The 25692-nt window shown below is 65.0% G+C and carries 20 protein-coding genes and 3 tRNA genes; 13 read left to right on the top strand and 10 right to left on the bottom strand.

Annotated elements, in window-relative coordinates; genetic code table 11:
* Positions 1 to 30 precede the first annotated feature (30 nt).
* The gene (locus tag AC1MEM_RS16725; RefSeq protein WP_499472329.1) at positions 31 to 534 is read left to right on the top strand and encodes a MarR family winged helix-turn-helix transcriptional regulator; all 504 of its coding nucleotides are present in this window, start codon (positions 31 to 33) and stop codon (positions 532 to 534) included.
* The gene (locus AC1MEM_RS16720; RefSeq protein ID WP_499472327.1) at positions 524 to 1282 is read left to right on the top strand and encodes a class I SAM-dependent methyltransferase; all 759 of its coding nucleotides are present in this window, start codon (positions 524 to 526) and stop codon (positions 1280 to 1282) included. Before AC1MEM_RS16725 ends, AC1MEM_RS16720 begins: the two co-directional genes overlap by 11 nt.
* Positions 1283 to 1295: 13 nt before the next feature.
* On the opposite strand, the gene AC1MEM_RS16715 is transcribed toward AC1MEM_RS16720, so the two are convergent.
* The 6 genes from AC1MEM_RS16715 to hpnC all read right to left on the bottom strand — a co-directional run bounded on the left by AC1MEM_RS16715 (position 1296) and on the right by hpnC (position 6214).
* Positions 1296 to 2099 (bottom strand): head GIN domain-containing protein, encoded by an 804-nt coding sequence (locus tag AC1MEM_RS16715; RefSeq protein ID WP_499472325.1) that lies wholly within the window; start codon positions 2097 to 2099, stop codon positions 1296 to 1298.
* Between the two features lie 9 nt (positions 2100 to 2108).
* A complete protein-coding gene (locus AC1MEM_RS16710) occupies positions 2109 to 2885 on the bottom strand; it encodes a DUF1700 domain-containing protein (protein WP_499472323.1) in 777 nt (258 codons plus the stop codon).
* A gap of 3 nt (positions 2886 to 2888) precedes the next feature.
* Entirely contained in the window at positions 2889 to 3038 is a 150-nt protein-coding gene (locus AC1MEM_RS16705) for a hypothetical protein (RefSeq protein ID WP_499472321.1), read from the bottom strand.
* 32 nt (positions 3039 to 3070) lie between these two features.
* Entirely contained in the window at positions 3071 to 4489 is a 1419-nt protein-coding gene (gene hpnE / locus AC1MEM_RS16700; RefSeq protein ID WP_499472319.1) for a hydroxysqualene dehydroxylase HpnE, read from the bottom strand.
* Positions 4476 to 5309 carry a presqualene diphosphate synthase HpnD gene (hpnD, locus tag AC1MEM_RS16695; protein ID WP_499472318.1) on the bottom strand — a complete coding sequence of 278 codons (834 nt, stop codon included), beginning with the start codon at positions 5307 to 5309 and terminating at the stop codon, positions 4476 to 4478. The genes hpnE and hpnD overlap by 14 nt, the downstream gene beginning before the upstream one ends.
* Before the next feature lie 92 nt (positions 5310 to 5401).
* Complete coding sequence (gene hpnC, locus AC1MEM_RS16690; RefSeq protein WP_499472316.1) at positions 5402 to 6214, bottom strand: squalene synthase HpnC; 813 nt, start codon at positions 6212 to 6214, stop codon at positions 5402 to 5404.
* A 294-nt stretch (positions 6215 to 6508) separates the two neighbouring features.
* Here hpnC and AC1MEM_RS16685 point away from each other — a divergent pair.
* The 9 genes from AC1MEM_RS16685 to AC1MEM_RS16645 all read left to right on the top strand — a co-directional run bounded on the left by AC1MEM_RS16685 (position 6509) and on the right by AC1MEM_RS16645 (position 15772).
* Positions 6509 to 6595: transfer RNA gene (locus tag AC1MEM_RS16685), tRNA-Leu, on the top strand.
* Positions 6596 to 6626: 31 nt separating this feature from the next.
* Positions 6627 to 7967 carry a trigger factor gene (gene tig, locus AC1MEM_RS16680; RefSeq protein WP_499472314.1) on the top strand — a complete coding sequence of 447 codons (1341 nt, stop codon included), beginning with the start codon at positions 6627 to 6629 and terminating at the stop codon, positions 7965 to 7967.
* 65 nt (positions 7968 to 8032) lie between these two features.
* A complete protein-coding gene (gene clpP, locus AC1MEM_RS16675; protein ID WP_499472313.1) occupies positions 8033 to 8650 on the top strand; it encodes an ATP-dependent Clp endopeptidase proteolytic subunit ClpP in 618 nt (205 codons plus the stop codon).
* Between the two features lie 175 nt (positions 8651 to 8825).
* The gene (gene clpX, locus AC1MEM_RS16670) at positions 8826 to 10094 is read left to right on the top strand and encodes an ATP-dependent Clp protease ATP-binding subunit ClpX (RefSeq protein ID WP_499472311.1); all 1269 of its coding nucleotides are present in this window, start codon (positions 8826 to 8828) and stop codon (positions 10092 to 10094) included.
* 270 nt (positions 10095 to 10364) lie between these two features.
* Positions 10365 to 12773 carry an endopeptidase La gene (lon, locus tag AC1MEM_RS16665; protein WP_499472309.1) on the top strand — a complete coding sequence of 803 codons (2409 nt, stop codon included), beginning with the start codon at positions 10365 to 10367 and terminating at the stop codon, positions 12771 to 12773.
* 334 nt (positions 12774 to 13107) lie between these two features.
* Positions 13108 to 13380 carry an HU family DNA-binding protein gene (locus AC1MEM_RS16660; protein ID WP_435756335.1) on the top strand — a complete coding sequence of 91 codons (273 nt, stop codon included), beginning with the start codon at positions 13108 to 13110 and terminating at the stop codon, positions 13378 to 13380.
* Positions 13381 to 13459: 79 nt separating this feature from the next.
* Positions 13460 to 13536 (top strand) — tRNA-Asp (locus tag AC1MEM_RS16655).
* Positions 13537 to 13553: 17 nt separating this feature from the next.
* A tRNA-Asp gene (locus AC1MEM_RS16650) sits at positions 13554 to 13630 on the top strand.
* 225 nt (positions 13631 to 13855) lie between these two features.
* On the top strand, positions 13856 to 15772 hold the full coding sequence (locus tag AC1MEM_RS16645; protein WP_499472307.1) for a SurA N-terminal domain-containing protein: 1917 nt from the start codon (positions 13856 to 13858) through the stop codon (positions 15770 to 15772).
* 288 nt (positions 15773 to 16060) lie between these two features.
* Here AC1MEM_RS16645 and mnmH read toward each other — a convergent pair whose 3' ends face one another.
* Both mnmH and AC1MEM_RS16635 read right to left on the bottom strand, forming a co-directional pair.
* Positions 16061 to 17116 (bottom strand): tRNA 2-selenouridine(34) synthase MnmH, encoded by a 1056-nt coding sequence (mnmH, locus tag AC1MEM_RS16640; RefSeq protein WP_499472305.1) that lies wholly within the window; start codon positions 17114 to 17116, stop codon positions 16061 to 16063.
* The gene (locus AC1MEM_RS16635; protein WP_499472303.1) at positions 17113 to 17754 is read right to left on the bottom strand and encodes an arylesterase; all 642 of its coding nucleotides are present in this window, start codon (positions 17752 to 17754) and stop codon (positions 17113 to 17115) included. The genes mnmH and AC1MEM_RS16635 overlap by 4 nt, the downstream gene beginning before the upstream one ends.
* Here AC1MEM_RS16635 and AC1MEM_RS16630 point away from each other — a divergent pair.
* Complete coding sequence (locus AC1MEM_RS16630; protein ID WP_499472301.1) at positions 17753 to 18469, top strand: ABC transporter ATP-binding protein; 717 nt, start codon at positions 17753 to 17755, stop codon at positions 18467 to 18469. The two genes, AC1MEM_RS16635 and AC1MEM_RS16630, sit on opposite strands and share 2 nt — an antisense overlap.
* Before the next feature lie 94 nt (positions 18470 to 18563).
* Here AC1MEM_RS16630 and AC1MEM_RS16625 read toward each other — a convergent pair whose 3' ends face one another.
* Positions 18564 to 20084, bottom strand: coding sequence for an NAD(P)H-hydrate dehydratase (locus tag AC1MEM_RS16625; RefSeq protein WP_499472299.1), 1521 nt, complete (start codon positions 20082 to 20084; stop codon positions 18564 to 18566).
* Positions 20085 to 20193: 109 nt separating this feature from the next.
* On the opposite strand from AC1MEM_RS16625, the gene AC1MEM_RS16620 reads away from it, so the two are divergent.
* Positions 20194 to 23805 carry a hydantoinase B/oxoprolinase family protein gene (locus AC1MEM_RS16620; protein WP_499472297.1) on the top strand — a complete coding sequence of 1204 codons (3612 nt, stop codon included), beginning with the start codon at positions 20194 to 20196 and terminating at the stop codon, positions 23803 to 23805.
* Positions 23806 to 23924: 119 nt separating this feature from the next.
* Here the strand turns inward: AC1MEM_RS16620 and AC1MEM_RS16615 are convergent, their stop codons facing one another.
* Entirely contained in the window at positions 23925 to 25550 is a 1626-nt protein-coding gene (locus AC1MEM_RS16615) for a tetratricopeptide repeat protein (protein ID WP_499472295.1), read from the bottom strand.
* Positions 25551 to 25692 lie beyond the last annotated feature (142 nt).

Below are 25692 nucleotides of genomic sequence, written 5' to 3'. Positions count from 1 at the left end.
TTTGCATTAGCGCTAATGTATTATCGGCGCATGACATCCAGGCAGACACCGGGACTGGGCGAACTCCTCCGCTATGTCGGCGAACTTGTCGAACGGGGCGCCGAAGACCACTACCGCGCGATGCACCTCGATTACCGGGCGCGCTATACACCCGTGCTGCGGGCGCTGGCTGCGGGCGCGCAAACGGTGACCGGCATTACCGGGCGAACCCGCCTGACCCAGGGGGCGATCAGCCAGACCGTCGCCCTGTTGGAGGCCGACGGTCTCGTTGCGCGCCACGCCGTGAACGACGGACGCAAGACGGGCATCGCACTCACGGCTGCGGGACGCGTCCTGGTCGGCCAGCTCGAACAGCACTGGACGGCGACGTTCGCCGCGATTGCCGCTCTCGAGGCGGAAACCGGCTATCCGCTGATCCGTAGCCTGGAAGCGGCGGCCGTCGCACTGGAACGTGAAGGATTTGCGGCCCGGGTAGCGGCCGCAACAACCGCTTTACAAAATGAACAAGCAGGAGAACAAGCACATGCCGACTGATGTCGCCTCCGCCCGCAACTGGTTCGACCAGGGCGGCCAGGACTATGCCCGCTTCCGGCCCGAGTACCCGCCCGAGCTCGGCGCCTTCCTCGCCGCGCAGGCCCGGCACCACCAGCTCGCGGTCGACGTCGGCTGCGGCAACGGGCAACTGACACGGCTGCTCGCGCCGTGCTTCGACAGGGTTGTCGGCCTGGACCCGAGTGCCGACCAGATCGCCAATGCCATCCCGCATGAGCGAATCAGCTACCAATGCGCGGCAGCCGAACAGTTGCCGCTGCCTGAAGCGAGCGCGAACCTGATCACCGCGGCCCAGGCGGCGCACTGGTTCGACCTGCCGGCGTTTTATCGGGAAGTGCGCCGGATTGCCGCGCCGGGAGCGATCCTGGCGCTCATCAGCTACGGCGTGCTCAGGCTCGAGCCCGCGCTCGACGGGCGTTTCCAGGCATTCTATCGGGATGAGATCGGGCCCTATTGGCCACCGGAGCGAAAGCTGGTCGATACCGGCTACGCGTCGATCGCATTTCCTTTCGCAGAGCGCAAGGGGCCTGCCCTCGAGATGCGCCTCGAATGGAACCTGGCCGAATTCCTCGGCTATCTCCAGACCTGGTCGGCCGTGCGCAGCGCAAAGGAAGCGGGGAGAGAAGCGCTGCTGCTGGCCTTCGCCGGGGATATTGCGGCGGCTTGGGGCGACGCCGGCGTGAAACGCGTCATTTCCTGGCCCATCAACATGCGCATCGGGGAGCTGTAAGGGCCCGGCGGCCTCAGTGATCGAAATGGACCTCGCCGCTGCCGGTGCGGCTGACGTTGCGCTGGGCCGGGTCGCCATAGACATCGACGTCGCCGCTGCCGCTGACTGCCGCCGCGAGGCTCGCATGGGCGGTGACGCTGGCGTTGCCGGAACCCGCCTGGCGTACCTTGACCTCTTCGGCACGCAAACGCTGGGCGTCCAGCGTGCCTGAACCGTTCGACACGGCCTGGAAGCTGCGCGCGGCGCCTGCCAGCACGATCGTGCCGCCGCCTGTCAGCTCGGCCTCGACGCTGTCACCATTGCCGGCATCGAGCGTCAGTTCGCCGGTGCCGTGTACCGTCGCCCTGGCGTGGCGGTAGCGGCCGTTGAAGTCGACGCTGCCCGAGCCGTTCAGTTCAAGCTCGATGCGTTCGCCCGAAAAACCGTTGATGCGGGTGTCGCCGCTGCCGTCCACGCCGACCCGGTCCAGCCCTGGCAGGGTCAGTTCGACTTCGATCGGCTGGCGGTGGCGCAGCACGATGCCGCGCGTGCCGATGTGCAGCACGCGTCCTTCCTGGCTGGTCTCGACGTTCGCCAGCAGGCGCTGTTCGCCGCGCACGACGAGGGCCGGCTCGGCCCCGTAGCGCAGGGTGAGGTCGATCGGGCCGCTCAGTTCGACCGCGCGCACCTGGCGCGTAACCGGGCGCGTCTCGTCGCCGACGATGCGCGCGTCCAGCCGTGCGGTGCCGCCCTGGGTACGCAGCGCGCCGTAGGACAGACCGATCAGGACAAAGGCGAGGACCAGCAGGCCAAAACCCACCCGTAACAGGGAACGCATCGTCTCTCCTCAACTGCCGCGCAGCAGCGACAGGTTCATTTGCAGGTAGCGTTTCACGCCCAGTGCCGCATAGCGCGTGACGACGATCGAGACCAGGAACAGCACGATCCCGCCCAGCACCATGGCCAGGCCCAGCACCGTCTGCGTCGCACGCGCGTCTTCGTCCATGTCGCTCGTAATGCGGATCCCGCCGCCGACCATCCGCTCGGCGCGGCGCACGGCGCGCGCGGTGTCGCTGCCACCCCGGCCGGCCCTGGGCTCGGCATCGGCGCCGGCATCCTTGTCCTGGGTGACCTCGATGCCCCTGTCGCCGATCGACACGCGGGTGCGCGCGCCTTCGGACACGTCGCCACCGACGATGTAGCGCAGCGGCCCGTCGAACACCAGTTCGTTGGCGCCGGCCAGGCCGCTGGCGGTGATCGCGATGCCGCTGACATACAAGGCAAAGGCGCCCGCGTACAGCGCCGCCAGCAGCGAGCCGAAGACCGCGGCGGGAATGACCATGAACAGGTTGAAGATCAACAGGCCGGCCACCGACACCAGCAGGCGCACGAGGTTGGCCGGGTTCTTCTGTTCCTTGAACGCGTGCATGTGGGCGCTGGTGCGCAGGGTCAGGGCGACCTTTTTCGGATCGTCCAGTTCGCGTGCGATCTCAGGCTCGGGCCGGCCTGCGGCCATGCCGTCGACGAAGCGCTGTTCGTACCATGCCAGGGTTTTGGCTTGCAGCTCCGGCGGCAGGCCGAGCATGGCGCGCTTGAGCGCGTCGAGGTATTCGAGCTTGCCCATCGGTCAGGCATGTCCCACGGCCAGCATCGACAGCAAGGCCTGGCCATGGGCGTTGGCGCGCACGCCGAAGAGTTCGGGCGCGACCAGCACCAGCGTGCTGGCGGCCACGAGGGCCAGCAGGAGCAGGGTGCGCAATCCGAGTCGGGCTGTCATGTCGGGGTCCGTGATCCAGGTAGTCGATGCTGCTACTGTACGGATCCGGCCTTGTCCGCGCCAGCGGCGTGCGACCGGCTGCCGTTTTTGCGGCTTGACCGGTTCCCACGCAGGATGGCCGATGCCGCCCCCTGGCCGCTCCGCACCGCCGCCTCGAGCGTGGCGGGGTAGTCGCCCGCCGTGTAGTCGCCGGCCAGCACCAGGCCGGGTAGCATCGTGGCGTTCGCCGGACGCGCCAGTCCGGGCGTGCAGGCGAAGGTGGCGCGCTTTTCCGTGATCACGCGGCTCCATGCGGGCGCGGCCAGGCCGAGGCCGGGGAAGGCCGCGTCCAGCTGCGCGGCGAGGGCACGCGCCAGGCAGTCCTGCTCCAGCGCGGCAGCGGCGCCGGCGGCACTGACCACGACCGCCAGCAGGCCGGCCTGGCCGGGGTCGAGCTGGCCGCGGTCGAACACGAACTGGCCGAAATGCTGCCGCTCCGGCGTGTCGAGCAGGGCGCAGAAGGGAAGCGGCAGGCGTACGCCCGGGCCGTAGTGCAGGTAGCAGGTGGCGATCGGCTCGTAGTCGAAGGCTTTCAGTTGCGCGGCCAGGCCGGCCGTTTCGGGGAAGGCGGCGAGCAGGGCGCCCGATTGCGCTGCCGGGGTGGCCAGCACCACCGCATCGAAGTCGCCGCGCCAGTCGGCGCCGAGCGCCTGGCCGCTGGCGCTCACTGTCCAGCTTTCGCCGCTGCGCTCCACGGCGTTCACCTTCGCGCCCGTGTGCACCGCCGCCCCCTTCGATGCCAGGTAGCGCGCGGCCGCCTGCGGGAACAGTGCGCCCAGTTCCAGGCGCGGAAGCAGCATGTCGGACGCCGCGCGCTTCGCGCCCAGGCTGTCGCGCAGCACGGCAAGGAAGACGTTGGCGGACGCACGTTCGGGGGGCGTGTTCAGGGCCGCCAGGCAGAGCGGATGCCACATCAGGCGCTGCAGGCGGGCGGTCTGGCCGAAGCGTTCCAGCAGCACGCTGACGCTGACATCGAGGTCCAGCCGCCAGCCCATCCAGCGCGCCGCGGTCGTGAAGCGGGCCAGTGCCAGCCTGTCCTCGCGCACCAGGCCTTTCGCACGCATCAGCGCGACCATCATGTGCCAGGGCGCGGGCAGGCGCGGGGCGAGGAAATCCATGCCGTCGCTCGCCGCCGGATAGCGCATCTGCAGCGGCAGGCGCAGGAAGGCCGTGGACGGGTCGACGCCGACGCGTTTCAACAGGGTGAGGGTGTCCTTGTAGGCGCCGAGCAGGATGTGCTGGCCGTTGTCGAGCAGGCGGCCGTCGATCTCGACCCCACGCGCGCGACCGCCCAGCGTACGCGCCGCTTCGAACAGCGTGACCTGTGCGCCGCGCCGCGCCAGTTCGACCGCGGCGGCGCAACCGGCCCAGCCGCCGCCGACGACGGCGACCTTGGCTTCAGCTGCGGACATAGGTCTTCCACGCCAGCCAGAGCTTGCGCAGCGGCGTGAGCGAAATGCGCTGGTTCAGCACGTGGAAGTTGTCGTGGGCGATTTCATCGAGCAGGGTGCGGTAGATCGCGGCCATCATCAGGCCGGGACGCTGGGCGCGCCGGTCCTCCTTCGGCAGTAGTGAAAGGGCCTCGTCGTACATGGCCTGCGCACGTTCGGTCTGGAAGCGCATCAGCGCTTCGAACTTCTCGCTGTGGCGCGCGCTCAAGAGGTCCTGCGCGGTCACGCCGAACTGCTGCAGTTCGTTCACCGGCAGGTAGATGCGGCCTCGGCGCGCGTCGTCGCCGACGTCGCGGATGATATTCGTCAGCTGGAACGCCAGACCCAGCTTCTCGGCATACTGCAAGGTCTGGGGATTGGCATAACCGAAGATGCTGGCCGACAGGATGCCGACCACGCCCGCCACGTGCCAGCAATACTTGCGCAGGCCCGGATAGTCGAGGTAGCGGCTCTGGTCGAGGTCCATCTCCATGCCGTCGATGATCGCCTGCAGGTGCTGCTCTTCCAGGTGGTAGACGTCGATGTGCGGCTTCAAGGCCTGGGTCACCGGATGCGTCGGCGTGCCCTTGTACATGGTCGAGACTTCGGTGCGCCACCAGGCCAGCTTGATGCGGGCCAGCGAGGCGTCGGTCGCTTCGTCGACGGTATCGTCCACCTCGCGGCAGAACGCGTACAGGGCCGTGATCGCACGGCGGCGTTCTGGCGGCAGGAACAGGAAGCTGTAATAGAAGCTGGAACCGCTCTGGACAGTCTTTTGCTGGCAGTATTCGTCAGGAGACATGTAAAAAAGGCAAGATCAGGGATGCGAATCCGCTATCTTAGCCGATGCGCGTGCCTGCCGGGTCCGCTCAATGGCTTTTTTGCTTACATTCCTCACATGCGTACGGCGGCGCGCCAGCCCATCACGAGGTAGTCGCGCTTGCCCAGTTGCGGGCGGTGGCGGAAGACGTCGTAGCCGGCCGACTCGATGCGCTCGAGGATGCGCAGCCCGCCCTGGATCACCAGCCGCAGCTCCCAGCCGATGCGGCCCGGCAGCCGGGTTGCGAGCGGCGCCCCCGAGCGCAACAGTGTGCGTGCGCGCTCGACCTCGAAGGCCATCAGCGCGCGCCATGCTGGCGTGTCGGCTTCGGCAACGATATCGGCTTCGCCGACGCCGAAGCGGATCAGGTCTTCCTGCGGCAGGTAGATGCGTCCTTTTTTGATGTCGACGCCTACGTCCTGCCAGAAATTAATCAGCTGCAGGGCGGAGCAGACAGCATCGGCCTCGTGCAGGTTTTGCGCCCCGCCGACGCCATACAGGGCCAGCATCAGGCGCCCGACCGGATCGGCCGAGCGGCGGCAATAGTCGAGGAGGGCAGGGTAGTCGGGGTAGCGGGTGGTGACCACGTCCTGGCGAAAAGCGGACAGCAGGTCGCGCAGGGGCTGCAGGGGGAGCCTGAAGTCGGCGACCACGCCGGCCAGGCGCGCGAACATCGGACGGCCCGGCACGCGCCCGGCCGCGATCTCGTCGAGTGCGGCTTCGTAGTCGGCCAGCTGCGCCAGGCGCTCGGCCGGCAAGGCATCGCCCTCGTCGGCCACATCGTCGGCCCCGCGCGCAAAGGCATAGATGGCTTCGACCGCCGGCACCAGGCGGCGCGGCAGCAGGATCGAGGCGACGGGGAAGTTTTCGTAGTGGTCGACGGGCATGCTGCTATGTGTGATGGGAAAGATGCGGCGCATTATATAAGTGTGGGCGACTCCCTGAGGCCGCCGATGACGCAGCGGTTCGTTGACTCCACGCGTTCCACCGTATGGGCAACCGGGCCGCCAGCCGCATATGTATATTGTCCATGCCCCGCACGCCGATAAAAATCACTCCTGTAGTGTCAGAAAATCCAGTAAAATACCGGGTTGAAGTTGTAGCCCCTAAACAATGGAGTGCAAGGGCGGCCGGATTTACTGTCGGGCGCCCTTTGTTTATGTGGCAGTATGCAATCCTGCGCGAGGATGGCGAAATTGGTAGACGCACCAGGTTTAGGTCCTGACGCCAGCAATGGTGTGGGGGTTCGAGTCCCCCTCCTCGCACCACGAACAATTATTTTTTTGGACGATTTTTACGATGGCAACTGCAGTCGAAACCCTGGATAAACTCGAGCGTCGCCTGACGATCACTTTTCCGCTGAGCGATGTCCGTTCGGAAGTTGAAAAACGCCTCAAGAAGCAGGCCAAGACCGCCAAGGCTCCTGGTTTCCGTCCTGGCAAAGTGCCTCTGAAAATGGTCGCAGCCCAGTACGGCTACCAGATCGAGTCGGACGTGCTGAACGACCGCGTCGGCCGCGCCTTCAACGAGGCAGCGAACGAAAACGGCCTGCGCGTTGCCGGCTTCCCGAAGATCGAGCCGAAAGAAGACGCAGCCGAAGGCATGCTCGCTTTCGACGCAACCTTCGAAGTCTTCCCTGAAGTCGTCATCGGCGACCTCGCCGGCGTCGAAGTCGAAACCGTGGCTGCCGACGTGTCGGACGCCGAGATCGACAAGACCATCGACATCCTGCGCAAGCAGCGCGTGCACTACCACACCAAGGGTGAGGCAGGCGAGCACGGCGACGGCGGCGAGCCGGTCGCAGCCAGTGGCGACCGCGTCACCGTCGACTTCGTCGGCGTGATCGACGGCGTCGAATTCTCGGGCGGCAAGGCGGAAGACTACGCCTTCGTGCTCGGCGAAGGCCGCATGCTGCCGGAATTCGAAGCAGCCACCATCGGCCTGAAAGTCGGCGAAAGCAAGACTTTCCCGCTGGCTTTCCCAGCCGATTACCACGGCGCCGATGTTGCCGGCAAGACTGCCGAGTTCACCATCACGCTGAAGAAGCTGGAATGGGCGCACCTGCCGACCGTGGACGACGAGTTCGCCAAGTCGCTGGGCATCGAAGACGGCTCGATCGAAAAGATGCGCGCCGACATCAAGATGAACCTGGAGCGTGAAGTCAACGCCCGCGTCAAGGCCCGCAACAAGGAAGCCGTGATGGACGCCCTGGTCAAAGTGACCGAGATGGACGTTCCGACCGTCATGATCCAGCAGGACGCCGAGCGCCTGGCCGAGCAGACCCGCCAGGACATGGCCCAGCGCGGCATGGACGTCAAGGGCATGCCCTTCCCGACCGAACTGTTCGCCGAAAAAGCCGAGCGCCGCGTGCGCCTGGGCCTGATCCTGTCGCAACTGGTCGCCGACAACAGCCTGCAGGCAACGCAAGAGCAGGTGAAGGCCCAGATCGAAGATTTCGCGCAGAGCTACGAAGACCCGAAAGAAGTCCTCAAGTACTACTACGCCGACCGTCGCCGCCTGGGTGAAGTCGAAGCCCTTGTATTGGAAGAAAACGTCGTCAACTATGTGCTTGGCAAGGCGAAGGTCAGCACGAAGGCCGTCGCTTTCGACGAATTGATGGGCAGCAACCCACAAGCTTGAGCGAGAGCGTAGGCTCTCTGTTTTGAGCCTCCTTTTTAAGCCCTTTTTCAAGGAACGAGACAGGTATGAACCGTAATCCGGCATTGGACACCCAAGCACTCGGCCTCGTGCCGATGGTAGTTGAGCAAAGCGGCCGCGGCGAACGCGCGTACGACATTTACTCGCGTCTGCTCAAGGAGCGCGTGATTTTCCTGGTCGGTCCAGTCAACGATCAGATGGCCAACCTGATCGTCGCCCAGCTGCTGTTCCTGGAGAGCGAGAATCCCGACAAGGATATTTCGCTCTACATTAACTCGCCGGGCGGCTCGGTCTCGGCCGGCCTCGCGATCTTCGACACGATGAACTTCATCAAGCCCGACGTATCGACGCTGTGCACGGGCCTGGCTGCCTCGATGGGCGCCTTCCTGCTCGCCGCCGGCGCCAAGGGCAAGCGTTTCTCGCTGCCGAACTCGCGCGTCATGATCCACCAGCCGTCGGGCGGCTCGCAGGGCATGGCCTCGGATATCGAAATCCAGGCCAAGGAAATCCTGTACCTGCGCGAGCGCCTGGCGCGCATCATGGCCGAGAACACCGGCCAGAGCGTCGAGCAGATTCACAAGGATACCGACCGCGACCGTTTCATGTCGGCTGAGGAATCCGTGGAGTATGGCCTGATTGATAAGGTATTGACGAGCCGCGCTTGATGCATCGCATAAGGTGTTGCTGAAAAACGCCCGGGCGCAAACACGTTCGGGCGTTTGTTTTTTATTTCGGGTAGCATGGTGGTGTACGCGTGCATTGTCGCGTGCCCCGCGCACCTTATATTCTTGCGTTATTCTTGCGGTATATTCCTAGATCTTCACACGAGACAAGCCCCCCATGTCTGACAAAAAATCCTCCAGCGGCGAAAAGCTTCTGTACTGCTCGTTCTGCGGCAAGAGCCAGCACGAGGTCAAAAAACTCATCGCGGGACCATCGGTCTTCATCTGCGACGAGTGCATCGACCTGTGCAACGACATCATCCGCGACGAGACATCGAATGTCGAATCGGTGACGGGCACCAAGTCCGACCTGCCGACTCCGCACGAGATCGCCGAACTGCTCGATCAATACGTGATCGGCCAGCAGACCGCCAAGCGCATCCTTTCGGTGGCGGTGTACAACCATTACAAGCGCCTCAAGCACCTGGGCAAGAAGGATGACGTCGAGCTGGCCAAGAGCAATATCCTGCTCGTCGGCCCGACCGGTTCCGGCAAGACCCTGCTGGCGCAGACGCTGGCGCGCATGCTGAACGTGCCTTTCGTCATCGCCGACGCGACCACGCTGACCGAAGCCGGTTATGTGGGCGAAGACGTCGAAAACATCATCCAGAAGCTGCTGCAAAGCTGCAACTACGAGGTGGAAAAGGCGCAGCGCGGCATCGTCTACATCGACGAGATCGACAAGATTTCGCGCAAGTCCGACAATCCATCGATCACGCGCGACGTGTCGGGCGAGGGCGTGCAGCAGGCACTCCTGAAACTCATCGAAGGCACGATGGCCTCGGTGCCGCCGCAGGGCGGGCGCAAGCATCCGAACCAGGACTTCGTCCAGATCGACACGACCAACATCATGTTCATCTGCGGCGGCGCCTTCGACGGCCTGGCGAAGATTGTCCAGAACCGTTCGGAAAAGGGCGGCATCGGTTTCGGCGCCAGCGTCAAGAGCGCAACCCAGCGTTCGAACAGCGAAATCATGATGGAAGCCGAGCCGGAAGACCTGATCAAGTTCGGCCTGATTCCGGAACTGGTCGGCCGCCTCCCTGTCGTCGCTACGCTCAATGAATTGACGGAAGAAGCGCTGATCCAGATCCTGATCGAGCCAAAGAATGCGCTGATCAAGCAGTATTCGAAACTGCTGGAAATGGAAGGCGCGGAACTTGAAATTCGTCCAGCGGCTTTGCACGCGATTGCAAAAAAAGCATTGGCGCGCAAGACCGGTGCACGTGGCCTGCGTTCGATCCTGGAACACGCGCTGCTCGACGTGATGTACGAGTTGCCGAACCAGCAAAACGTGGTGAAAGTCGTGGTTGATGAAAATACGATCACGAACGGCGCCAAACCTTTGCTGATTTACAGCGAAAGCGCCAAAGCCTCCGGAGAAAATTAAAAAATATCCGCGCGGAAACCACAAAAGCACTTGTGCGCTGGGAGCTTGAAGGTACAATTTACCTCAATAAAAGCATCCGGCTTCAATCGAAAAGCCACTCGTGACCCCGGTCACGTGGTGGCTTTTTCATTTCAAATCGGGATTTTATTGGAACGTCCAGATTGCATTTCGCGAATATGCTTTTTTATTCACAGAAATAATTTGACGGACGGTCTTGAGTTTTAACCGTGTACGCCCAACATCGTCTACACGCTTTTTATAAGGTATACCATGACAACTTCGAAATTAACCGAGCAAACGACGCTGCCCCTGCTGCCGTTGCGCGACGTGGTCGTATTTCCCCATATGGTAATACCCCTGTTCGTTGGCCGCCCAAAGTCGATCAAGGCGCTTGAAGCCGCGATGGAACAGGGCAAGAGCATCATGCTCGCCGCCCAGAAGGCTGCCGCCAAGGATGAACCGTCCGCTGCGGACATCTACGAGATCGGCTGCGTCGCCAACATCCTGCAAATGCTGAAGCTGCCCGACGGTACAGTGAAGGTGCTGGTCGAAGGCTCCCAGCGTGCCCGAATCGATCACATCAGCGATGCGCCGACCCATTTCGTTGCAGAACTGACCCCGCTGCTCTCGGAAGTCGGCGACGATTCCGAAGTGGAGGCGATGCGCCGCGCCATCGTCCAGCAGTTCGACCAGTACGTTAAACTCAACAAGAAAATCCCGCCCGAGATCCTCGCGTCCCTGGCTGGCATCGACGACGCCGGCCGCCTGGCCGACACCGTCGCCGCGCACCTGCCGCTCAAACTCGAGCAGAAGCAAGTCATCCTGGAGATCTTCAACGTCGCCAAGCGCCTCGAGCACCTGCTCGGCCAGCTGGAAGGCGAACTGGACATCCTGCAAGTCGAGAAGCGCATCCGCGGCCGCGTGAAGCGCCAGATGGAAAAGTCGCAGCGCGAGTACTACCTGAACGAGCAAGTCAAAGCCATCCAGAAGGAACTGGGCGAGGGCGAAGACGGCGCCGACATCGACGAGCTCGAGAAGAAAGTCATCGCCGCCAAGATGCCGAAGGAAGCGCTCGACAAGGCTACCGCCGAGATCAAGAAGCTGAAACTGATGTCGCCGATGTCGGCCGAAGCCACCGTCGTGCGCAACTACATCGATACCCTGGTGTCGCTGCCGTGGAAAAAGAAATCGAAGGTCACGAACGACCTGTCGAACGCCGAGAAAGTGCTGGAAGCCGAGCACTACGGCCTCGACAAGATCAAGGAACGCATTCTTGAGTATCTTGCAGTCCAACAGCGCGTCGACAAGCTGAAAGCCCCGATCCTGTGCTTCGTGGGCCCTCCAGGCGTGGGTAAAACCTCGCTCGGACAGTCGATCGCCCGTGCCACGAACCGCAAGTTCGTGCGCATGGCCCTGGGCGGCGTGCGCGACGAAGCCGAGATCCGCGGCCACCGCCGTACCTATATCGGCTCGATGCCGGGCAAGGTGCTGCAGTCGCTCGCAAAAGTAGGCGTGCGCAATCCGCTGTTCCTGCTCGACGAGATTGACAAGATGGGTGCGGATTTCCGCGGCGACCCGTCGTCGGCCCTGCTCGAGGTGCTGGATCCCGAGCAAAACCACACCTTCTCGGACCACTACCTGGAAGTCGACTTCGACCTCTCGGACGTGATGTTCGTTGCCACCTCGAACTCGTTCAACATCCCGCCGGCGCTGCTGGACCGGATGGAAGTGATCCGCCTGTCGGGTTACACCGAGGACGAAAAGACCAATATCGCGCAGCGCTACCTGCTGCCGAAACAGGTCAAGGCCAACGGACTGCGCGATGGCGAGATCAAGGTCGAGGAATCGGCGATTCGCGACATCATCCGCTACTACACCCGGGAAGCCGGCGTGCGTTCGCTCGAGCGTGAAATCTCGAAGATCTGCCGCAAGGTCGTCAAGATGCTGCTCCTCAAGAAGAGCGAGAAGGCGGTCGTGGTCAACGGCAAGAACCTGGACAAGTTCCTGGGCGTGCGCCGCTACGATTTCGGTGTGGCCGAGAAGGAAAACCAGGTCGGCCAGGTGGTGGGTCTTGCCTGGACCGAAGTCGGCGGCGACCTGCTGACGATCGAAGCGGTGAACGTGCCGGGCAAGGGCGGCATCATCCGCACCGGTACCCTTGGCGACGTCATGAAGGAATCGATCGAAGCTGCCCGCACCGTGGTTCGTAGCCGTGCGCAGCGCTTCGGCATCAAGGCGGAAGCGTTCGAAAAGAGCGACATCCACATCCACGTGCCGGAAGGTGCGACGCCGAAGGACGGCCCGTCCGCCGGTATCGGCATGACGACGGCGCTGGTGTCGGCCTTCACTGGCATCCCGGTGCGCGCCGACGTGGCGATGACGGGCGAGATCACGCTGCGCGGCGAAGTGCTGCCGATCGGCGGCCTGAAGGAAAAGCTGCTGGCAGCCCATCGCGGCGGCATCAAGACGGTCCTGATTCCCGAGCAGAACGTGAAGGACCTGGCCGAGATTCCGGACAACGTCAAGAACAAGCTCGAAATCGTGCCTGTTCGCTGGATCGAGAAGGTGCTGGAAATCGCACTGGAACGCCAGCCGGAGCCCATCGTCGAGGTGCCCGCCGTATCGGCGGTCGCACCGACGGCGACCACCGAAGGGCAGGGCGGTGTGGTGAAACACTGATCGAGGCCTGATCGAACGAGAGGCGCCCTGCGGGGCGCCTTTTTTATTGCGCACCCTAGGGTGGGCATGCCCACGCGGAAATGGGCGTCGCGTTTGCTTGAACCGGTGACGCGATTTCAAATCAACGGTGGGCGGTGCACATCGCGTTCCGTTGACGCATCGTTCCGCGTGGGCATGCCCACCCTACGGTGCACCCCGGCTAACAATTTGCGCTAATCCATGCATTCACGGATGAATGTTGCTTGACAGAAGCAATCCCCCCTTGTTTAATACGCGCTTGCACTTTTTGCAGGAAGGCGCAGCGCCGCCGCGTCAGAACGACTAGAGGATACGAGTGAACAAGACTGAACTGATCGAAGAGATCGCGAAATCCGCGGACATCACCAAGGCCTCGGCCACGCGTGCCCTGGATGCGATGATCGAAGCGGTGACGAACACCCTGAAGAAGAACGACAGCGTGACCCTGGTCGGCTTCGGTACCTTTACCGTCGGCGATCGCGCCGCCCGTACCGGCCGCGATCCACGCACCAAGGAACCAATCAAGATTAAAGCAGCCAAGGTTCCGAAATTTAAGGCTGGTAAAGCGTTAAAAGATGCTGTAAACTAATGCCTTCTTTGCAGTGACATGCAAATGAAACATCCTGCAAGAAGCCTGGTGCAGGATGAGGTAGTGCCCAGTGTTTTGTGGAGCGGTAGTTCAGTTGGTTAGAATACCGGCCTGTCACGCCGGGGGTCGCGGGTTCGAGTCCCGTCCGCTCCGCCACAAAACGCACAAAATTTGGAGCGGTAGTTCAGTTGGTTAGAATACCGGCCTGTCACGCCGGGGGTCGCGGGTTCGAGTCCCGTCCGCTCCGCCAGATTTTAGTGATAAGAGTGTCGTCCTGCGGACGACACGAGCGGGACGAGAAAGGATTTCCCTGCAGGGAAATCCGCGGCCGGCGGAACGTCGGCGAGTCCATCTTATCGCTTCCGAAGTCGTATTTGCGGTGCCCTTGCGGCGTCACAACAGAGAAGAGGCGAACGCGAGTTCGCCTTTTTTTTAACTTGTGCTTTGAAGCCATTTCTACAGCGATTGGTGGACCATGTTTGATTTCGTTCGTAATAACAAGCGCGTACTGCAGGTCGTCCTGCTGTTGCTGATCATTCCCTCGTTCGTGCTCGTGGGCGTGGAGAGCTACCAGAACCGCGGTGACAGCGGTGCAGGCGTGGCCAGCGTCGATGGCCGCAAGATCACCCAGCAGGAATGGGACGATGCGCAGCGCCGCCAGATCGACACCGCACGCCAGCAGATGGGTCCGCAATTCGACCAGAAAGTGTTCGAGACGCCCGAAGCCAAGCGCGAAGTACTGGAAAACCTGGTGGCCGAACGCGCCGTCAACGCCGAAATCGCGCGCAGCCACCTGACCGTTGGCGATGCCTCCATCGCCAAGTCCATCAACGCGATCGAGGCCTTTCGCAAGGCCGACGGCAGCTTCGACATGGACGCTTATCGCGCCGCCCTGGCCGCGCAGAACATGACGCCGCAAATCTTCGAAGCGCGCATGCGCCGCGACATGGCGATCCAGCAGCTGGCCGGTTCGATCCAGGCGACCGCCTTCGTGCCGCGTTCGGTCGCCAGCCGCGTGTCCGACATCAACGACCAGGAACGCGAAGTGCAGGAACTGGTCTTCCCGGTGGCGCAGTACGTGCCCCAGGTGAAAGTCACCGACGATATGGTGAAGGCTTTCTACGACAAGAACGCCACCCTGTTCCAGATCCCGGAAACCGTGAAGGCCGAGTACATCGTGCTCGACGCCGCCGCCGTGGAAGGCCAGGTGTCCGTCAGCGACGCCGAGATCGCGCAGTTCTACGAAGCCAACAAGAAGCGCTTCACCACCCCTGAGCAGCGTACCGCCAGCCACATCCTGATCACCAAGGCGCAGGGCGCCAAGCCGGCCGAAGAGGCCGCCGCCAGGGCGAAGGCCGAAGCGGTGCTGGCCGAAGTGCGCAAGAACCCGGCCGATTTCGCGGCAATCGCCAAAGCGCAATCGCAGGATCCCGGCTCGGCACCCCAGGGCGGCGACCTCGGCACGATCGAGCGCGGCGGCATGGTGAAATCGGTGGAAGACGCGATCTACGGCATGAAAGAAGGCGAAGTCAGCGGCATCGTGCCCTCGGAATTCGGCTACCACATCATCAAGGTCACCTCGGTCAAGCCGCAGACGCAGAAGTCGCTGGCTGAGGCGAAAGACGAAATCGCGGCCGAAGTCAAGAAGTCCAAGCTCTCGAAGAAATATTCGGAGCTGGCCGAGCAGTTCAACGACAGCGTCTACGAGCAGTCGGACAGCCTGAAGCCGACGGCCGACAAGCTGGGCCTGAAAATCCAGACCGTCGAGAACCTGACCCGCAAGCCGAATCCCGCACTGGGCGCCGCGCCGTACAACAACGAGAAGTTCCTGACCGCCCTGTATTCGACGGACGCGATCAAGAACAAGCGCAACACGGAAGCGGTCGAAGCCGCCCCTGCAGTGCTGATCGCCGGCCGCGTGGTCGAGTTCAAGCCTGCCGCCAAGCGTCCGCTGGCCGAGGTCGAAGCGCAAATCCGCCAGCGCGTCACCCAGGAGGAAGCGCTGCGCCTGGCACGCCAGGCCGGCGAAGCGAAGCTGGCGGCCGCCAGGGCCTCGGGCGACGCCACCGGTTTCGGCGAAGCGAAAGTGCTGTCGCGCACCAAGCAGCCGACCATCAACAGCGCCGGCGCGCTGGCCGTATTCAAGGCCGACGTGACCAAACTGCCGGCCTATGTGGGCGTCGAACTGCCGGGTACCGGGTATGCCGTCTACCGCATCGGCAAGGTGTCGCAGCCGGCCCAGCCGGACGCCACCCGCCGCGCCCAGGAAGCGCAGCAGATGGGCACCCTGGTTGGCCAGGCCGAGCTGTACAACTTCGTCGAAGCGATCAAGGCCAAGGCGAAGGTCAAGATCAATGCCGCAGGCGGCGCTGCGCCGGCCAAGTCGGAGTAAATCCAGGCGGGCCCGCGGGCCCGCCATGACGTAAAAAAAACCCGGGTGCTTGCGCATCCGGGTTTTTTTTACGTTGTACGAGACAGGGACCGCGAGGCTTTGCCGAAGGGACGTAGGGTGGGCGGCTCTACCTCTGCCGGTTGCGCAAACGCGCCGTCAATGCCGCCCACGCGTTCAAGCAGCCGGTGATCAGCCGATTCGCCCCGGCAACCGTGCGTTGAACGCGTGTGCGGCGTCATGGCCGCGTGGGCGCTCGCGCACGGGTGGAGCCGCCCACCCTACGACGTATCAGCCTGCGTGCAGCGTCTGCGCAGCCTTGACGAAATCCTGCTCCGCGATATCGCTCAATTCCAGCACCCGCGCCTGTCCGAACTGCACGAAATTGCGGTCGATCGAGCGCAGGTAGGCCGGGTCATAGTGCTCGACCAGCAGTTGGTCCACCAGCGCCGGCATCGCGCCGCCCTTGGCCAGCGCGTGCCAGGCGTCGATTTTCGCGCGCCCGTGCAGCTGGACCAGGTGGTCGAGCTGGGTATTCAGCGCTTCCGGATCGCGCGCGAAGTGTTCATAGTCTTCCATCAGCAGGCGCACGCGGTTCGGGCGCGACAGGGTGAGGGCGATGCAGGGCGAGGCGCGCATGCGCTCCATGACGGCGTCGGGCACGCGCAGGTTGCCGACCTTCTTGCTTTCGGACTCGACGAACACCGGACGGCTCGGGTCGAAGTGACGCAGCTTGTTCCAGATGCGCGTTTCAAACATCTTCTGGGTCGGCTGCGGTTCGTGCGGCAGGTGGCCGAGCACCGAACCGCGATGCGCGGCCAGCTGTTCGAGGTCGAGCACCTGGGCGCCGATGCGGTCGAGCGTCTCGAGCAGGCGGCTCTTGCCGCTGCCGGTGGTGCCGCAAATGACGCGCCAGTCGAGCTGTGGCGGCGCGTCGAGCGCGGCGCTCACGGCGGCGCGGTAGGCCTTGTAGCCGCCGTCGAGCTGGATCGCGGGCCAGCCGATCCTGGCCAGGATGTGCGCCAGCGATCCGCTGCGGTTACCGCCGCGCCAGCAGTAGACCAGCGGCTTCCAGTCCTTCGGTTTGTCGGCGAAGCGCTCCTCGATATGGCGGGCGATGTTGCGCGCGACCAGGGCCGCGCCGAGCTTCTTGGCCTCGAATGAACCGACCTGCTTGTAGAGCGTCCCGACCCGCACCCGCTCCTCGTCGTTGAGCACGGGGCAGTTGATGGCGCCGGGAATGTGGTCGAGCGCAAACTCGCCTTCGCTGCGGGCGTCGATGATGGCGTCGAAGCGGTGGAGGTCGGGAAGGATGTCGGCAAAGCTCAGTACGGCGGGGTATTTCATCGTGTGGTAATCAATTTCGAAAAGGTCGGCCAGATATTGTTCAGGATAATCGGGTGCGCTTGCGCGCTGGGGTGCAGGCGGTCGGGCTGGAACAGCGCCGGCTTGTCGGCTACGCCATCGAGCATGAAGGGCACGAGCGGCGCCTTGTATTCTTTGGAGAGCGCGCCGAACATGCCGAAGAAGCGTTCGGTATACGCGCGGCCATAGTTCGGCGGCATGCGCATGCCGATCAGCATGACCTTGGCGTGCTGCTGCTGCGACATCGTGATCATCTGGCGCAGGTTCGTTGAGGCGGCCTCGACCGGCAAGCCGCGCAGGCCATCGTTGGCGCCCAGTTCGATGACGACGACGTCCGGCTTGTGCGCCGTGAGCAGCGCCGGCAGGCGTGCGCGTCCGCCGCTGGTGGTCTCGCCGCTGATGCTGGCGTTGACGATGTTGGCGTCGATCTTTTGCGCTTTCAGCTTTTGCTCGAGCAGGGCAACCCAGCCCGCGCCGCGTGCCAGGCCGTATTCGGCCGAGAGGCTGTCACCCACCACGAGTACGGTTTTTGGTGCAGAATAGGCGCTCGCCGCGGCAAGCGCCAGGCCGGCGGCGACGGTGAATTTTTTGAATAATGCGGTTTTGAAACAAGCGAGCATGCGCGATAACCCCGAGGCTTTGAAAAATGAGTCCGCCACGATAGCGGGCGGGACGGCTGCAATCCAGGTGGAGGGCCTGTCCAAGCGGGTGGCGGACGCCAGCGGCGAACTCACCATCCTGCACAGCATCGATTTTACCGTGCAACCGGCCGAGACGCTCGCGATCGTCGGCGCATCGGGCTCGGGCAAGTCGACCCTGCTCGGGCTGCTGGCCGGCCTCGATACCCCGAGCGGCGGCCGCGTGCTGCTCGGCGGCACCGACATCTTCGCGCTCGACGAAGACGGGCGGGCGGCGTTTCGCAAGGCCAGGCTCGGTTTCGTGTTCCAGTCATTCCAGTTGCTGGCCCACCTGAACGCGCTCGAAAACGTGATGCTGCCGCTGGAACTGCGCGGCGACCGCGATGCGCGGGCGAAAGCGGAGGCGATGCTGGGGCGGGTCGGCTTGTCGAGCCGGCTGCGCCATTATCCGAAATATTTGTCGGGCGGCGAGCAGCAGCGCGTGGCCCTGGCGCGCGCCTTCGTCACCGAGCCGCCGCTGCTGTTCGCGGACGAACCGACCGGCAGCCTCGATGCGGCGACGGGGGAGGCTGTCATCCAGCTGATGTTCGAGCTCAATCGCGAGCGCGGGTCGACGCTGGTGCTCGTGACGCACGATCCGGCGATGGCGGCACGGTGTGGAAGGACGATCACGATTGCGGCGGGGAGGCTGGTTTAAGGGCGTTTTTTAACATGCATCGGTGCGTTGAACGCGTGGGCGGGAGACCCGCCCACCCTACGTCCCTGATCATCGGTATCGACAGGATTCGCGTTCAACGAACGGCCGAATCTCCGCGATCGCGAATCAACCCGTTCAACACGCCGCGTATCGCCGCCGGCAATTCCCCCGCGGTCAATCCCACCGGCCCGACTCCTTGCTCGACCAGCCGGTCGGCCGCCGCCCCGTGCATCCACACGCCCCCGATCGCCGCCTCCCACGCCGGCCAGCCCTGGGCCAGCAAGGCGCCGCACACCCCCGCCAGCACGTCGCCGCTCCCACCCGTCGCCAGCCCGGCATTCCCGGTCGGGTTGACGACCACCTCGCCATCCGGCCGCGCCACCACCGTCCCCGAACCCTTGAGCACGACCACCGCCCCCAGCCGCTTGGCCAGGTTGCGCGCCGCGCCCAGCCGGTCGGCCTGCACCTCGGCCGCCGAACTGCCCAGCAGGCGCGCGGCCTCCAGCGGGTGCGGCGTGACGATCGATTCGGCGTGGCGCCGCGTCATGCGCCCCTGAAGCTCGGTGCTGGCCGCAATCAGGTTCAGGGCGTCCGCGTCGAGCACGACGGGCGCCGCACTGTCGATGCCGTGCCCGAGCACGCGCATCGCTTCCATCGCGCCGCCCATGCCGGGGCCGAGCACCAGCACGCGGCCGGCGAGCTCGAAATCGTGGGCGAGGCGGAACATGATTTCGGGCTGCAGCGGATCGAACGCCTGGACCGGATCGATCGTCACCGCGAACACGCGCCCGGCGCCCCCGTACAGCGCACCGCGCGCCGCCAGCACGGCCGCACCGGCCATGCCGCGCGCGCCGCCGATCACGGCCAGGTCGCCGAACTGCCCCTTGTGCGAGTTCTCGCGGCGCGGCGCCAGGTATGCGCCGAACAGGGAAGGGTTGCCGATGCCGGCATGCGCCGGTTCGAACAGCGCCTCGTCGAGCTCGAGGGTCGCCACCTGCACCAGCCCGGCATGGTCGCGTCCCTCGGCCGTGTGCAGGCCGGGCTTGTCGCCGATGAAGGTGATGGTGTGGGTCGCGCGCACGGCCACGCCATTCTGGCCGGCGCCGGTACCGACAATGGTACCGCTGTCGGCGTCCAGTCCGCTCGGCACGTCGAGGGCCAGCACCGGGCAGCGCACGTCTTCGATGGCCGTCACCAGGTCGCGGTAGCGCCCCTCGAGCGGCCGTTCGAGCCCGATGCCGAACAGGCCGTCGATGACCAGCGCCCAGTCGCGCACGTCCGGTGCGACGTCGGCGAAGTTGGCGCGGCTGGCGCGGGCGCGCGCGAGCGCGTGAGCCGCTTCCGGCGAGACCTTGCCGCTCCCGGCCAGGTGCAGCACGACCACGTCGACCCCGGCTTCCCCCAGGTTGGCCGCGGCTTCCAGCGCGTCGCCGCCGTTGTTTCCCGGGCCGGCCAGTACCAGCACCGGCCGTTCGCGCGCCTCGCCCAGCAGCGCAAGGGCCGCCTCGAATGCGGCGCGGCCGGCGCGGCGCATCAGTTCGCCGGGCTCGAGCTGTTCGGCGGCGGCAGCTTCCGTGGCGCGTATCTGCGCCACGCTGTAAAGACGATTGTCCATGTGGGTTCCAAACATTTTCGTTGATGCTGCTTGTTCATGCGTTCGCGCTATTTTACGGGCGGTCCGCGCATACAATACGCGAATACCTGAAACGGGACGGAGCATTTACATGGATTGGCAGTTCTGGATCGACCGCGGCGGCACCTTTACCGACATCGTGGCGCGCCGTCCCGACGGGACCCTGGTGACGCACAAGCTGCTCTCCGAGAATCCGGAACAGTACCGCGACGCCGCCGTGGCGGGCATCCGGCACCTGCTGAACGTGGGTCCTGGCCAGCCGCTGCCGGTGGAAAGTATCGAAGCGGTCAAGATGGGCACGACGGTCGCCACCAACGCGCTGCTTGAGCGCAAGGGCGCGCCGACGGCGCTGGCGATCACGCGCGGGTTCCGCGACGCGCTGCGCATCGCCTACCAGAGCCGTCCGAAACTCTTCGAGCGCCACATCGTGCTGCCCGAGCTGCTGTACGGCCAGGTGGTCGAGGTCGACGAACGGATCGGCGCGCATGGCGACGTCGTGCGCGAGCTGGACGCGGGCAAGGCGCGGGCCGACCTGCAGGCCGTGTTCGACAGCGGCACCCGCGCGCTGGCCATCGTCTTCATGCACGGCTACCGGCACACGCGGCACGAAGCGGCCGTGGCGGGGATCGCGCGCGAGATCGGTTTTACGCAGGTCTCAAGCTCGCACGAAGTCAGCCCGATGATGAAACTGGTCGCGCGGGGCGACACCACCGTGGTCGATGCCTACCTGTCGCCGATCCTGCGTCGCTATGTCGACCAGGTCGCGGGCGAACTGCCCGGGGTGCACCTGCAGTTCATGCAGTCGAACGGGGGCCTCGCCGATGCGCGCGCCTTCCAGGGCAAGGACAGCATCCTGTCCGGCCCGGCGGGCGGCATCGTGGGCATGGCGAGGGCCAGCCGCCTGGCCGGGTTCGAGCGCGTCATCGGCTTCGACATGGGCGGCACTTCGACCGACGTCTCGCACCATGCGGGCGAATTTGAACGCGTCTTCGAGACCCAGGTCGCCGGCGTGCGCATGCGCGCCCCGATGATGAGCATCCACACGGTCGCGGCGGGCGGCGGCTCGATCCTGCATTTCGACGGCGGCCGGTATCGGGTCGGCCCGGACAGCGCCGGCGCCGATCCGGGGCCGGCCAGCTACCGGCGCGGCGGGCCGCTGACCGTCACCGATGCGAACCTCATGCTGGGGAAGATCCAGCCGGATCATTTCCCGCACCTGTTCGGACCTGATGGCGATGCGCCGCTCGACGTCGAGGTCGTGCGCACGAAGTTCGCGCAGCTCGCAAGCCGGATTCTTCAAGCGACCGGCGACGAACGTACGCCGGAACAGGTGGCCGAGGGCTTCATCCAGGTCGCGGTCGGGAACATGGCCAACGCCATCAAGCAGATCTCGGTGCAGCGCGGCCACGACGTGACCGACTATGCGCTCACCAGTTTCGGCGGCGCCGGCGGCCAGCACGCCTGCCTGGTCGCCGATGCGCTGGGCATGAAGACGGTCTTCGTCCACAGCCTGGCCGGGGTGCTGTCGGCCTACGGCATGGGCCTCGCGGACCAGGGCGCGATGCGCGAACAGGCCGTCGAGGAGCGGCTCGACGGCGGCGCCGAAGCTGCGCTGTCCCTGCGCCTGGACGCGCTGGCCGCGGCCGCGAGCGGCGATCTGCGGGCCCAGGGCGTCGCGGACGAACGCATCGCTGTCGCCAGGCGCGTGCACCTGCGCTACGAAGGCACCGATTCGGCGCTGGTGGTCGGTTTCGCCTCGGCGAGCGAGATGCAGGCGCAGTTCGAAGCCGCTTACAAGCGCCGCTTCTCCTTCCTGATGCCCGCGCGCGCGCTGATCGTCGAAGCGGTTTCGGTCGAAGCGCTGGGCCGCTCGGAAGCGCCGCCCGAGGCGATCGCCCCCCACGCGCCGCGCGAGGGGACGCTGGCGGCATTCGATACGGTGCAGATGTTCGGCGCCGGCGAATGGCGCGCCACCGGCATCTACCGCCGTGCCGACATCAGGCCCGGCGACACGATCGAGGGCCCGGCCATCGTCGCCGAGGATAATGCGACGACGGTGGTGGAAGCCGGCTGGCGGGCCGAAGTCACGCCGTACGGCCACCTCGTGCTGCGGCGCGTGCAAGCACTGCCGGAACGGCGCGCGATCGGCACCACGGCCGACCCGGTCATGCTCGAAGTCTTCAACAACCTGTTCATGTCGATCGCCGAGCAGATGGGCCTGCGCCTGCAGAACACGGCCTATTCGGTGAACATCAAGGAGCGGCTCGATTTCAGCTGCGCCATCTTCGACGCCGCCGGCAACCTGGTCGCGAATGCGCCGCACATGCCGGTGCACCTGGGCTCGATGGGCGAGAGCATCAAGACCGTGATGCGCAGGAATATCGGAATGAGCGCGGGCCGCATGCGGGCCGGCGACGTGTATATGCTGAACGACCCATACAACGGCGGCACCCATCTTCCCGACGTGACGGTGATTTCGCCCGTGTTCGACGAGGCGGGCGTGGACATCCTGTTCTACGTCGGCTCGCGCGGCCACCACGCCGACATCGGCGGCACCACGCCCGGTTCGATGCCGCCGGATTCCAGCCACATCGAGCAGGAGGGCGTCCTGATCGACAATTTCAAGCTGGTGGACGGCGCGGACGGTGTCTTGCGCGAGCGGGAAACGCGGGCGCTGCTCACCGGCGCGCGCTACCCGGCGCGCAACCCGGACCAGAACATGGCCGACCTGCGCGCCCAGGTCGCCGCCAACCAGAAGGGCGTCGAGGAACTGCACCGGATGACGGCGCACTTCGGTTTGGAGGTCGTGCGCGCCTACATGGGACACGTGCAGGACAATGCCGAGGAAGCCGTGCGGCGCGTGATCACCGCCCTCAAGGACGGCAGCTTCACCGTGGAGCTCGACAACGGCGCGCAGATCGTCGTGGCGATCACCGTCGACCGTGAGGCCCGCAGCGCCCGCATCGATTTCAGCGGCACCTCGCGCCAGCTGCCCAACAACTTCAACGCGCCGTCCAGCGTGTGCATGGCCGCGGTGCTGTACGTCTTCCGCACCCTGGTCGAGGACGAGATCCCGCTCAACGGCGGTTGCCTGAAACCGCTCGAGGTCATCATCCCGCCCGGCTCGATGCTCAACCCGCATTACCCGGCCTCGGTCGTCTCGGGCAATGTCGAGACCTCGACCTGCATCACCAACGCCCTGTACGGGGCGCTCGGCGTGATGGCGGCCTCGCAGGGGACGATGAACAACTTCACCTTCGGGAACCACCGTTACCAGTACTACGAGACGATTTCCGGCGGCAGCGGTGCGGGCGAGGGCTTCGACGGCACCGATGTCGTGCAGACCAACATGACCAACTCGCGCCTGACCGATCCCGAGATCCTCGAATTTCGTTTTCCGGTGCGGCTGGAGAGCTATGCGATCCGGCCCGGTTCCGGTGGGGCGGGGCGCTGGCACGGCGGTAATGGCGGCGTACGCCAGGTGAGGTTCCTGGAACCGATGACGGCCGCCATCTTGTCGAACAACCGGATATATGCGCCGTTCGGGATGGCCGGCGGTGCGCCCGGAGAGCGAGGGGTCAATACCGTCGTGCGGGCGGACGGCAGGGTCGAGAAGATCGGGCACATCGGGAAGGTCGAGATGGCGGCCGGGGACATGTTCGTGATCGAGACTCCGGGCGGAGGAGGCTACGGCGACCTGTAGCGAAAAAAAGCTGGGGTCAGGTCTGACATTTAGACACGGCCTCAACAATGCCCTGCCGAATAAGGCAGAGGTCGTGTCCGAATGTCAGACCTGACCCCGGCTCTTGACCCCGGCTCTCACTACGAAATACCGTACTTCCGGCGCAGCGCGAGGTATTCGGCTTCGAGGGGCGCCAGGCGCGGATGCTCGGCATCGATCGCCCGGATCTTCTCCAGCTGCGCAAAACACAACTCCCCGAGCGGGTGATCCCAGCCCAGTTCGTTGATCTGCCTGAGCACCCCGCCGGCCACCGCAACCACGACCTGCAAATTCGAAGGCGCCATGTGCAGCGCTTCGAGCAGGGTCTGCACCGCACCACGCACGTCGCCCATGTTGCGCTTTTCGTCGGCCACGCCGAGCAGGATCTGGGCCTGCGCCTTGAGCTGCTGCTGGACGCCATCGGCCAGGTCGCGCCGGCCGGCCTGGGCGAACAATTCGAGCGCGTGCTGGCTGGTGACGCCGCTGGCGGCGTCGTTCACCACCGCCATCATCACGTCCTGCGCCCCCTTGTCCAGGCGGTGGTCGAGGCAGGCGCGTACCAGCCCCAGCTTCAGCCCGGTCGACAGCCCGCTGCTCGAACGCACCGCCGTCACCGCGCCCTGCAGGTCGGCCTGCGCCGCCGCACGGTCGCCGGCCGCGTCGTGCAGGGCGGCGTTTGCGACCGCGACACAGGCCTCGGTTTCCGGACCGGCGCGCAGCGAACGCTCGAGGTCGCGCACAACGCTGGTCGCACCGGGCACGTCGCCGCGTTTCACCAGCGCTTTCACCAGGCGGACATGGTCTTCCGGATCGCGGAACTCCGAATAGCGCGCCTTGCTCACCACCTGCTTGAAGGACTTCTCGGCGGTCGCCGCGTCCCCGGCTTCGAGCGCGACCTCGCCCAGTTTGCGCAGGCGGCGCACCATGTGCGGCGAAATCGAGACCGCTTCCTCGAGGATCTTTTGCGCCTGGGCGTGGTTGCCGAGCGCCTCATGGCAGCGCGCGAGCAAATCGTAGCCGGCCATCAGGCGCGGGTTCGCGGCCACCAGCACCTGCAGGGTCTCGCGCGCGTCCTCGACGCTGCCGAGCGCAAACTGCGCGCGCGCCAGCCCCAGCGCGGCCCAGCCGAGCGGCTTGTGGTCGAGCACCTTGCGGCAGATTTCCGCTGCCTCGCCATGCTCTTTCAGGCTCACATGCAGGTCCGCGCGCAGGCGGGCGAAGTCGAGGGCATGGCGCGGATGGGCGATCTCGGCGGCCGAGGCCGAGCGGATCGCTTCGCGCACGTTGCCCTGGGCGACCAGCTGCCAGGTCGGCAGGAAGACGGCGCGCCGCTCGATGGCGCGGGCGATGCGCGCGCCCAGGGTCTCGGCCGTGAAGGGTTTGAGCACATAGTCGGTCGGCGCCAGCTCAGCCGCGCCCATGACCTTGCCGTACACGGCTTCCGAGGTCAGCATGATGAAGATCGCCCACGGACTGACCAGGCGGTGGTGGCGCAGGTCTTCGAGCAACTGCTGGCCGTCCTGGCCGTCCCCGGACCCGCTGCCAAGGTCGTATTCGCAGAGGATCAGGTCATACGAACGGCGCGTCAGCTGGCGGATCGCGGTGCCGGAATTGACGGCATACTCGATCTTGTTGATGCCCGTAAGATTGAGCATGTTCTGCAGGTTGCTGCGCATGCCCGGATTGGGGTCGATTACCAGGACCGACAGTTGGCTGTTCTCTTGCATCGTCTCTCTCATGGGCGGTGCGGCGCCGCCTGCGTTTTACGTAATGATCAATCGCTACAATACCCACAAGCGTCCCCCGGAGCAACAGGAAGAACCCCTATGCGCAGGCAATATTGTCAACCCTGTATAATAGCGGGCTATC

This window comes from Telluria sp. AIW5 (genome assembly GCF_056680575.1).
The sequence above is the reverse complement of the archived record's forward strand: the minus strand, read 5'-3'. Positions and strand labels throughout refer to the sequence as shown.

Bases quoted from the DNA above. Each gene is read 5' to 3' on its own strand.
- mnmH (WP_499472305.1), bottom strand. From the start codon at position 17,116: ATGAAATACCCCGCCGTACTGAGCTTTGCCGACATCCTTCCCGACCTC.
- hpnC (WP_499472316.1), bottom strand. From the start codon at position 6,214: ATGCCCGTCGACCACTACGAAAACTTCCCCGTCGCCTCGATCCTGCTG.
- AC1MEM_RS16625 (WP_499472299.1), bottom strand. From the start codon at position 20,084: ATGGACAATCGTCTTTACAGCGTGGCGCAGATACGCGCCACGGAAGCT.
- AC1MEM_RS16635 (WP_499472303.1), bottom strand. From the start codon at position 17,754: ATGCTCGCTTGTTTCAAAACCGCATTATTCAAAAAATTCACCGTCGCC.
- clpP (WP_499472313.1), top strand. From the start codon at position 8,033: ATGAACCGTAATCCGGCATTGGACACCCAAGCACTCGGCCTCGTGCCG.
- AC1MEM_RS16715 (WP_499472325.1), bottom strand. From the start codon at position 2,099: ATGCGTTCCCTGTTACGGGTGGGTTTTGGCCTGCTGGTCCTCGCCTTT.
- tig (WP_499472314.1), top strand. From the start codon at position 6,627: ATGGCAACTGCAGTCGAAACCCTGGATAAACTCGAGCGTCGCCTGACG.
- AC1MEM_RS16725 (WP_499472329.1), top strand. From the start codon at position 31: ATGACATCCAGGCAGACACCGGGACTGGGCGAACTCCTCCGCTATGTC.
- AC1MEM_RS16615 (WP_499472295.1), bottom strand. From the start codon at position 25,550: ATGCAAGAGAACAGCCAACTGTCGGTCCTGGTAATCGACCCCAATCCG.
- AC1MEM_RS16720 (WP_499472327.1), top strand. From the start codon at position 524: ATGCCGACTGATGTCGCCTCCGCCCGCAACTGGTTCGACCAGGGCGGC.
- AC1MEM_RS16630 (WP_499472301.1), top strand. From the start codon at position 17,753: ATGCGCGATAACCCCGAGGCTTTGAAAAATGAGTCCGCCACGATAGCG.
- AC1MEM_RS16705 (WP_499472321.1), bottom strand. From the start codon at position 3,038: ATGACAGCCCGACTCGGATTGCGCACCCTGCTCCTGCTGGCCCTCGTG.
- AC1MEM_RS16620 (WP_499472297.1), top strand. From the start codon at position 20,194: ATGGATTGGCAGTTCTGGATCGACCGCGGCGGCACCTTTACCGACATC.
- hpnE (WP_499472319.1), bottom strand. From the start codon at position 4,489: ATGTCCGCAGCTGAAGCCAAGGTCGCCGTCGTCGGCGGCGGCTGGGCC.
- AC1MEM_RS16710 (WP_499472323.1), bottom strand. From the start codon at position 2,885: ATGGGCAAGCTCGAATACCTCGACGCGCTCAAGCGCGCCATGCTCGGC.
- hpnD (WP_499472318.1), bottom strand. From the start codon at position 5,309: ATGTCTCCTGACGAATACTGCCAGCAAAAGACTGTCCAGAGCGGTTCC.
- AC1MEM_RS16645 (WP_499472307.1), top strand. From the start codon at position 13,856: ATGTTTGATTTCGTTCGTAATAACAAGCGCGTACTGCAGGTCGTCCTG.
- clpX (WP_499472311.1), top strand. From the start codon at position 8,826: ATGTCTGACAAAAAATCCTCCAGCGGCGAAAAGCTTCTGTACTGCTCG.
- lon (WP_499472309.1), top strand. From the start codon at position 10,365: ATGACAACTTCGAAATTAACCGAGCAAACGACGCTGCCCCTGCTGCCG.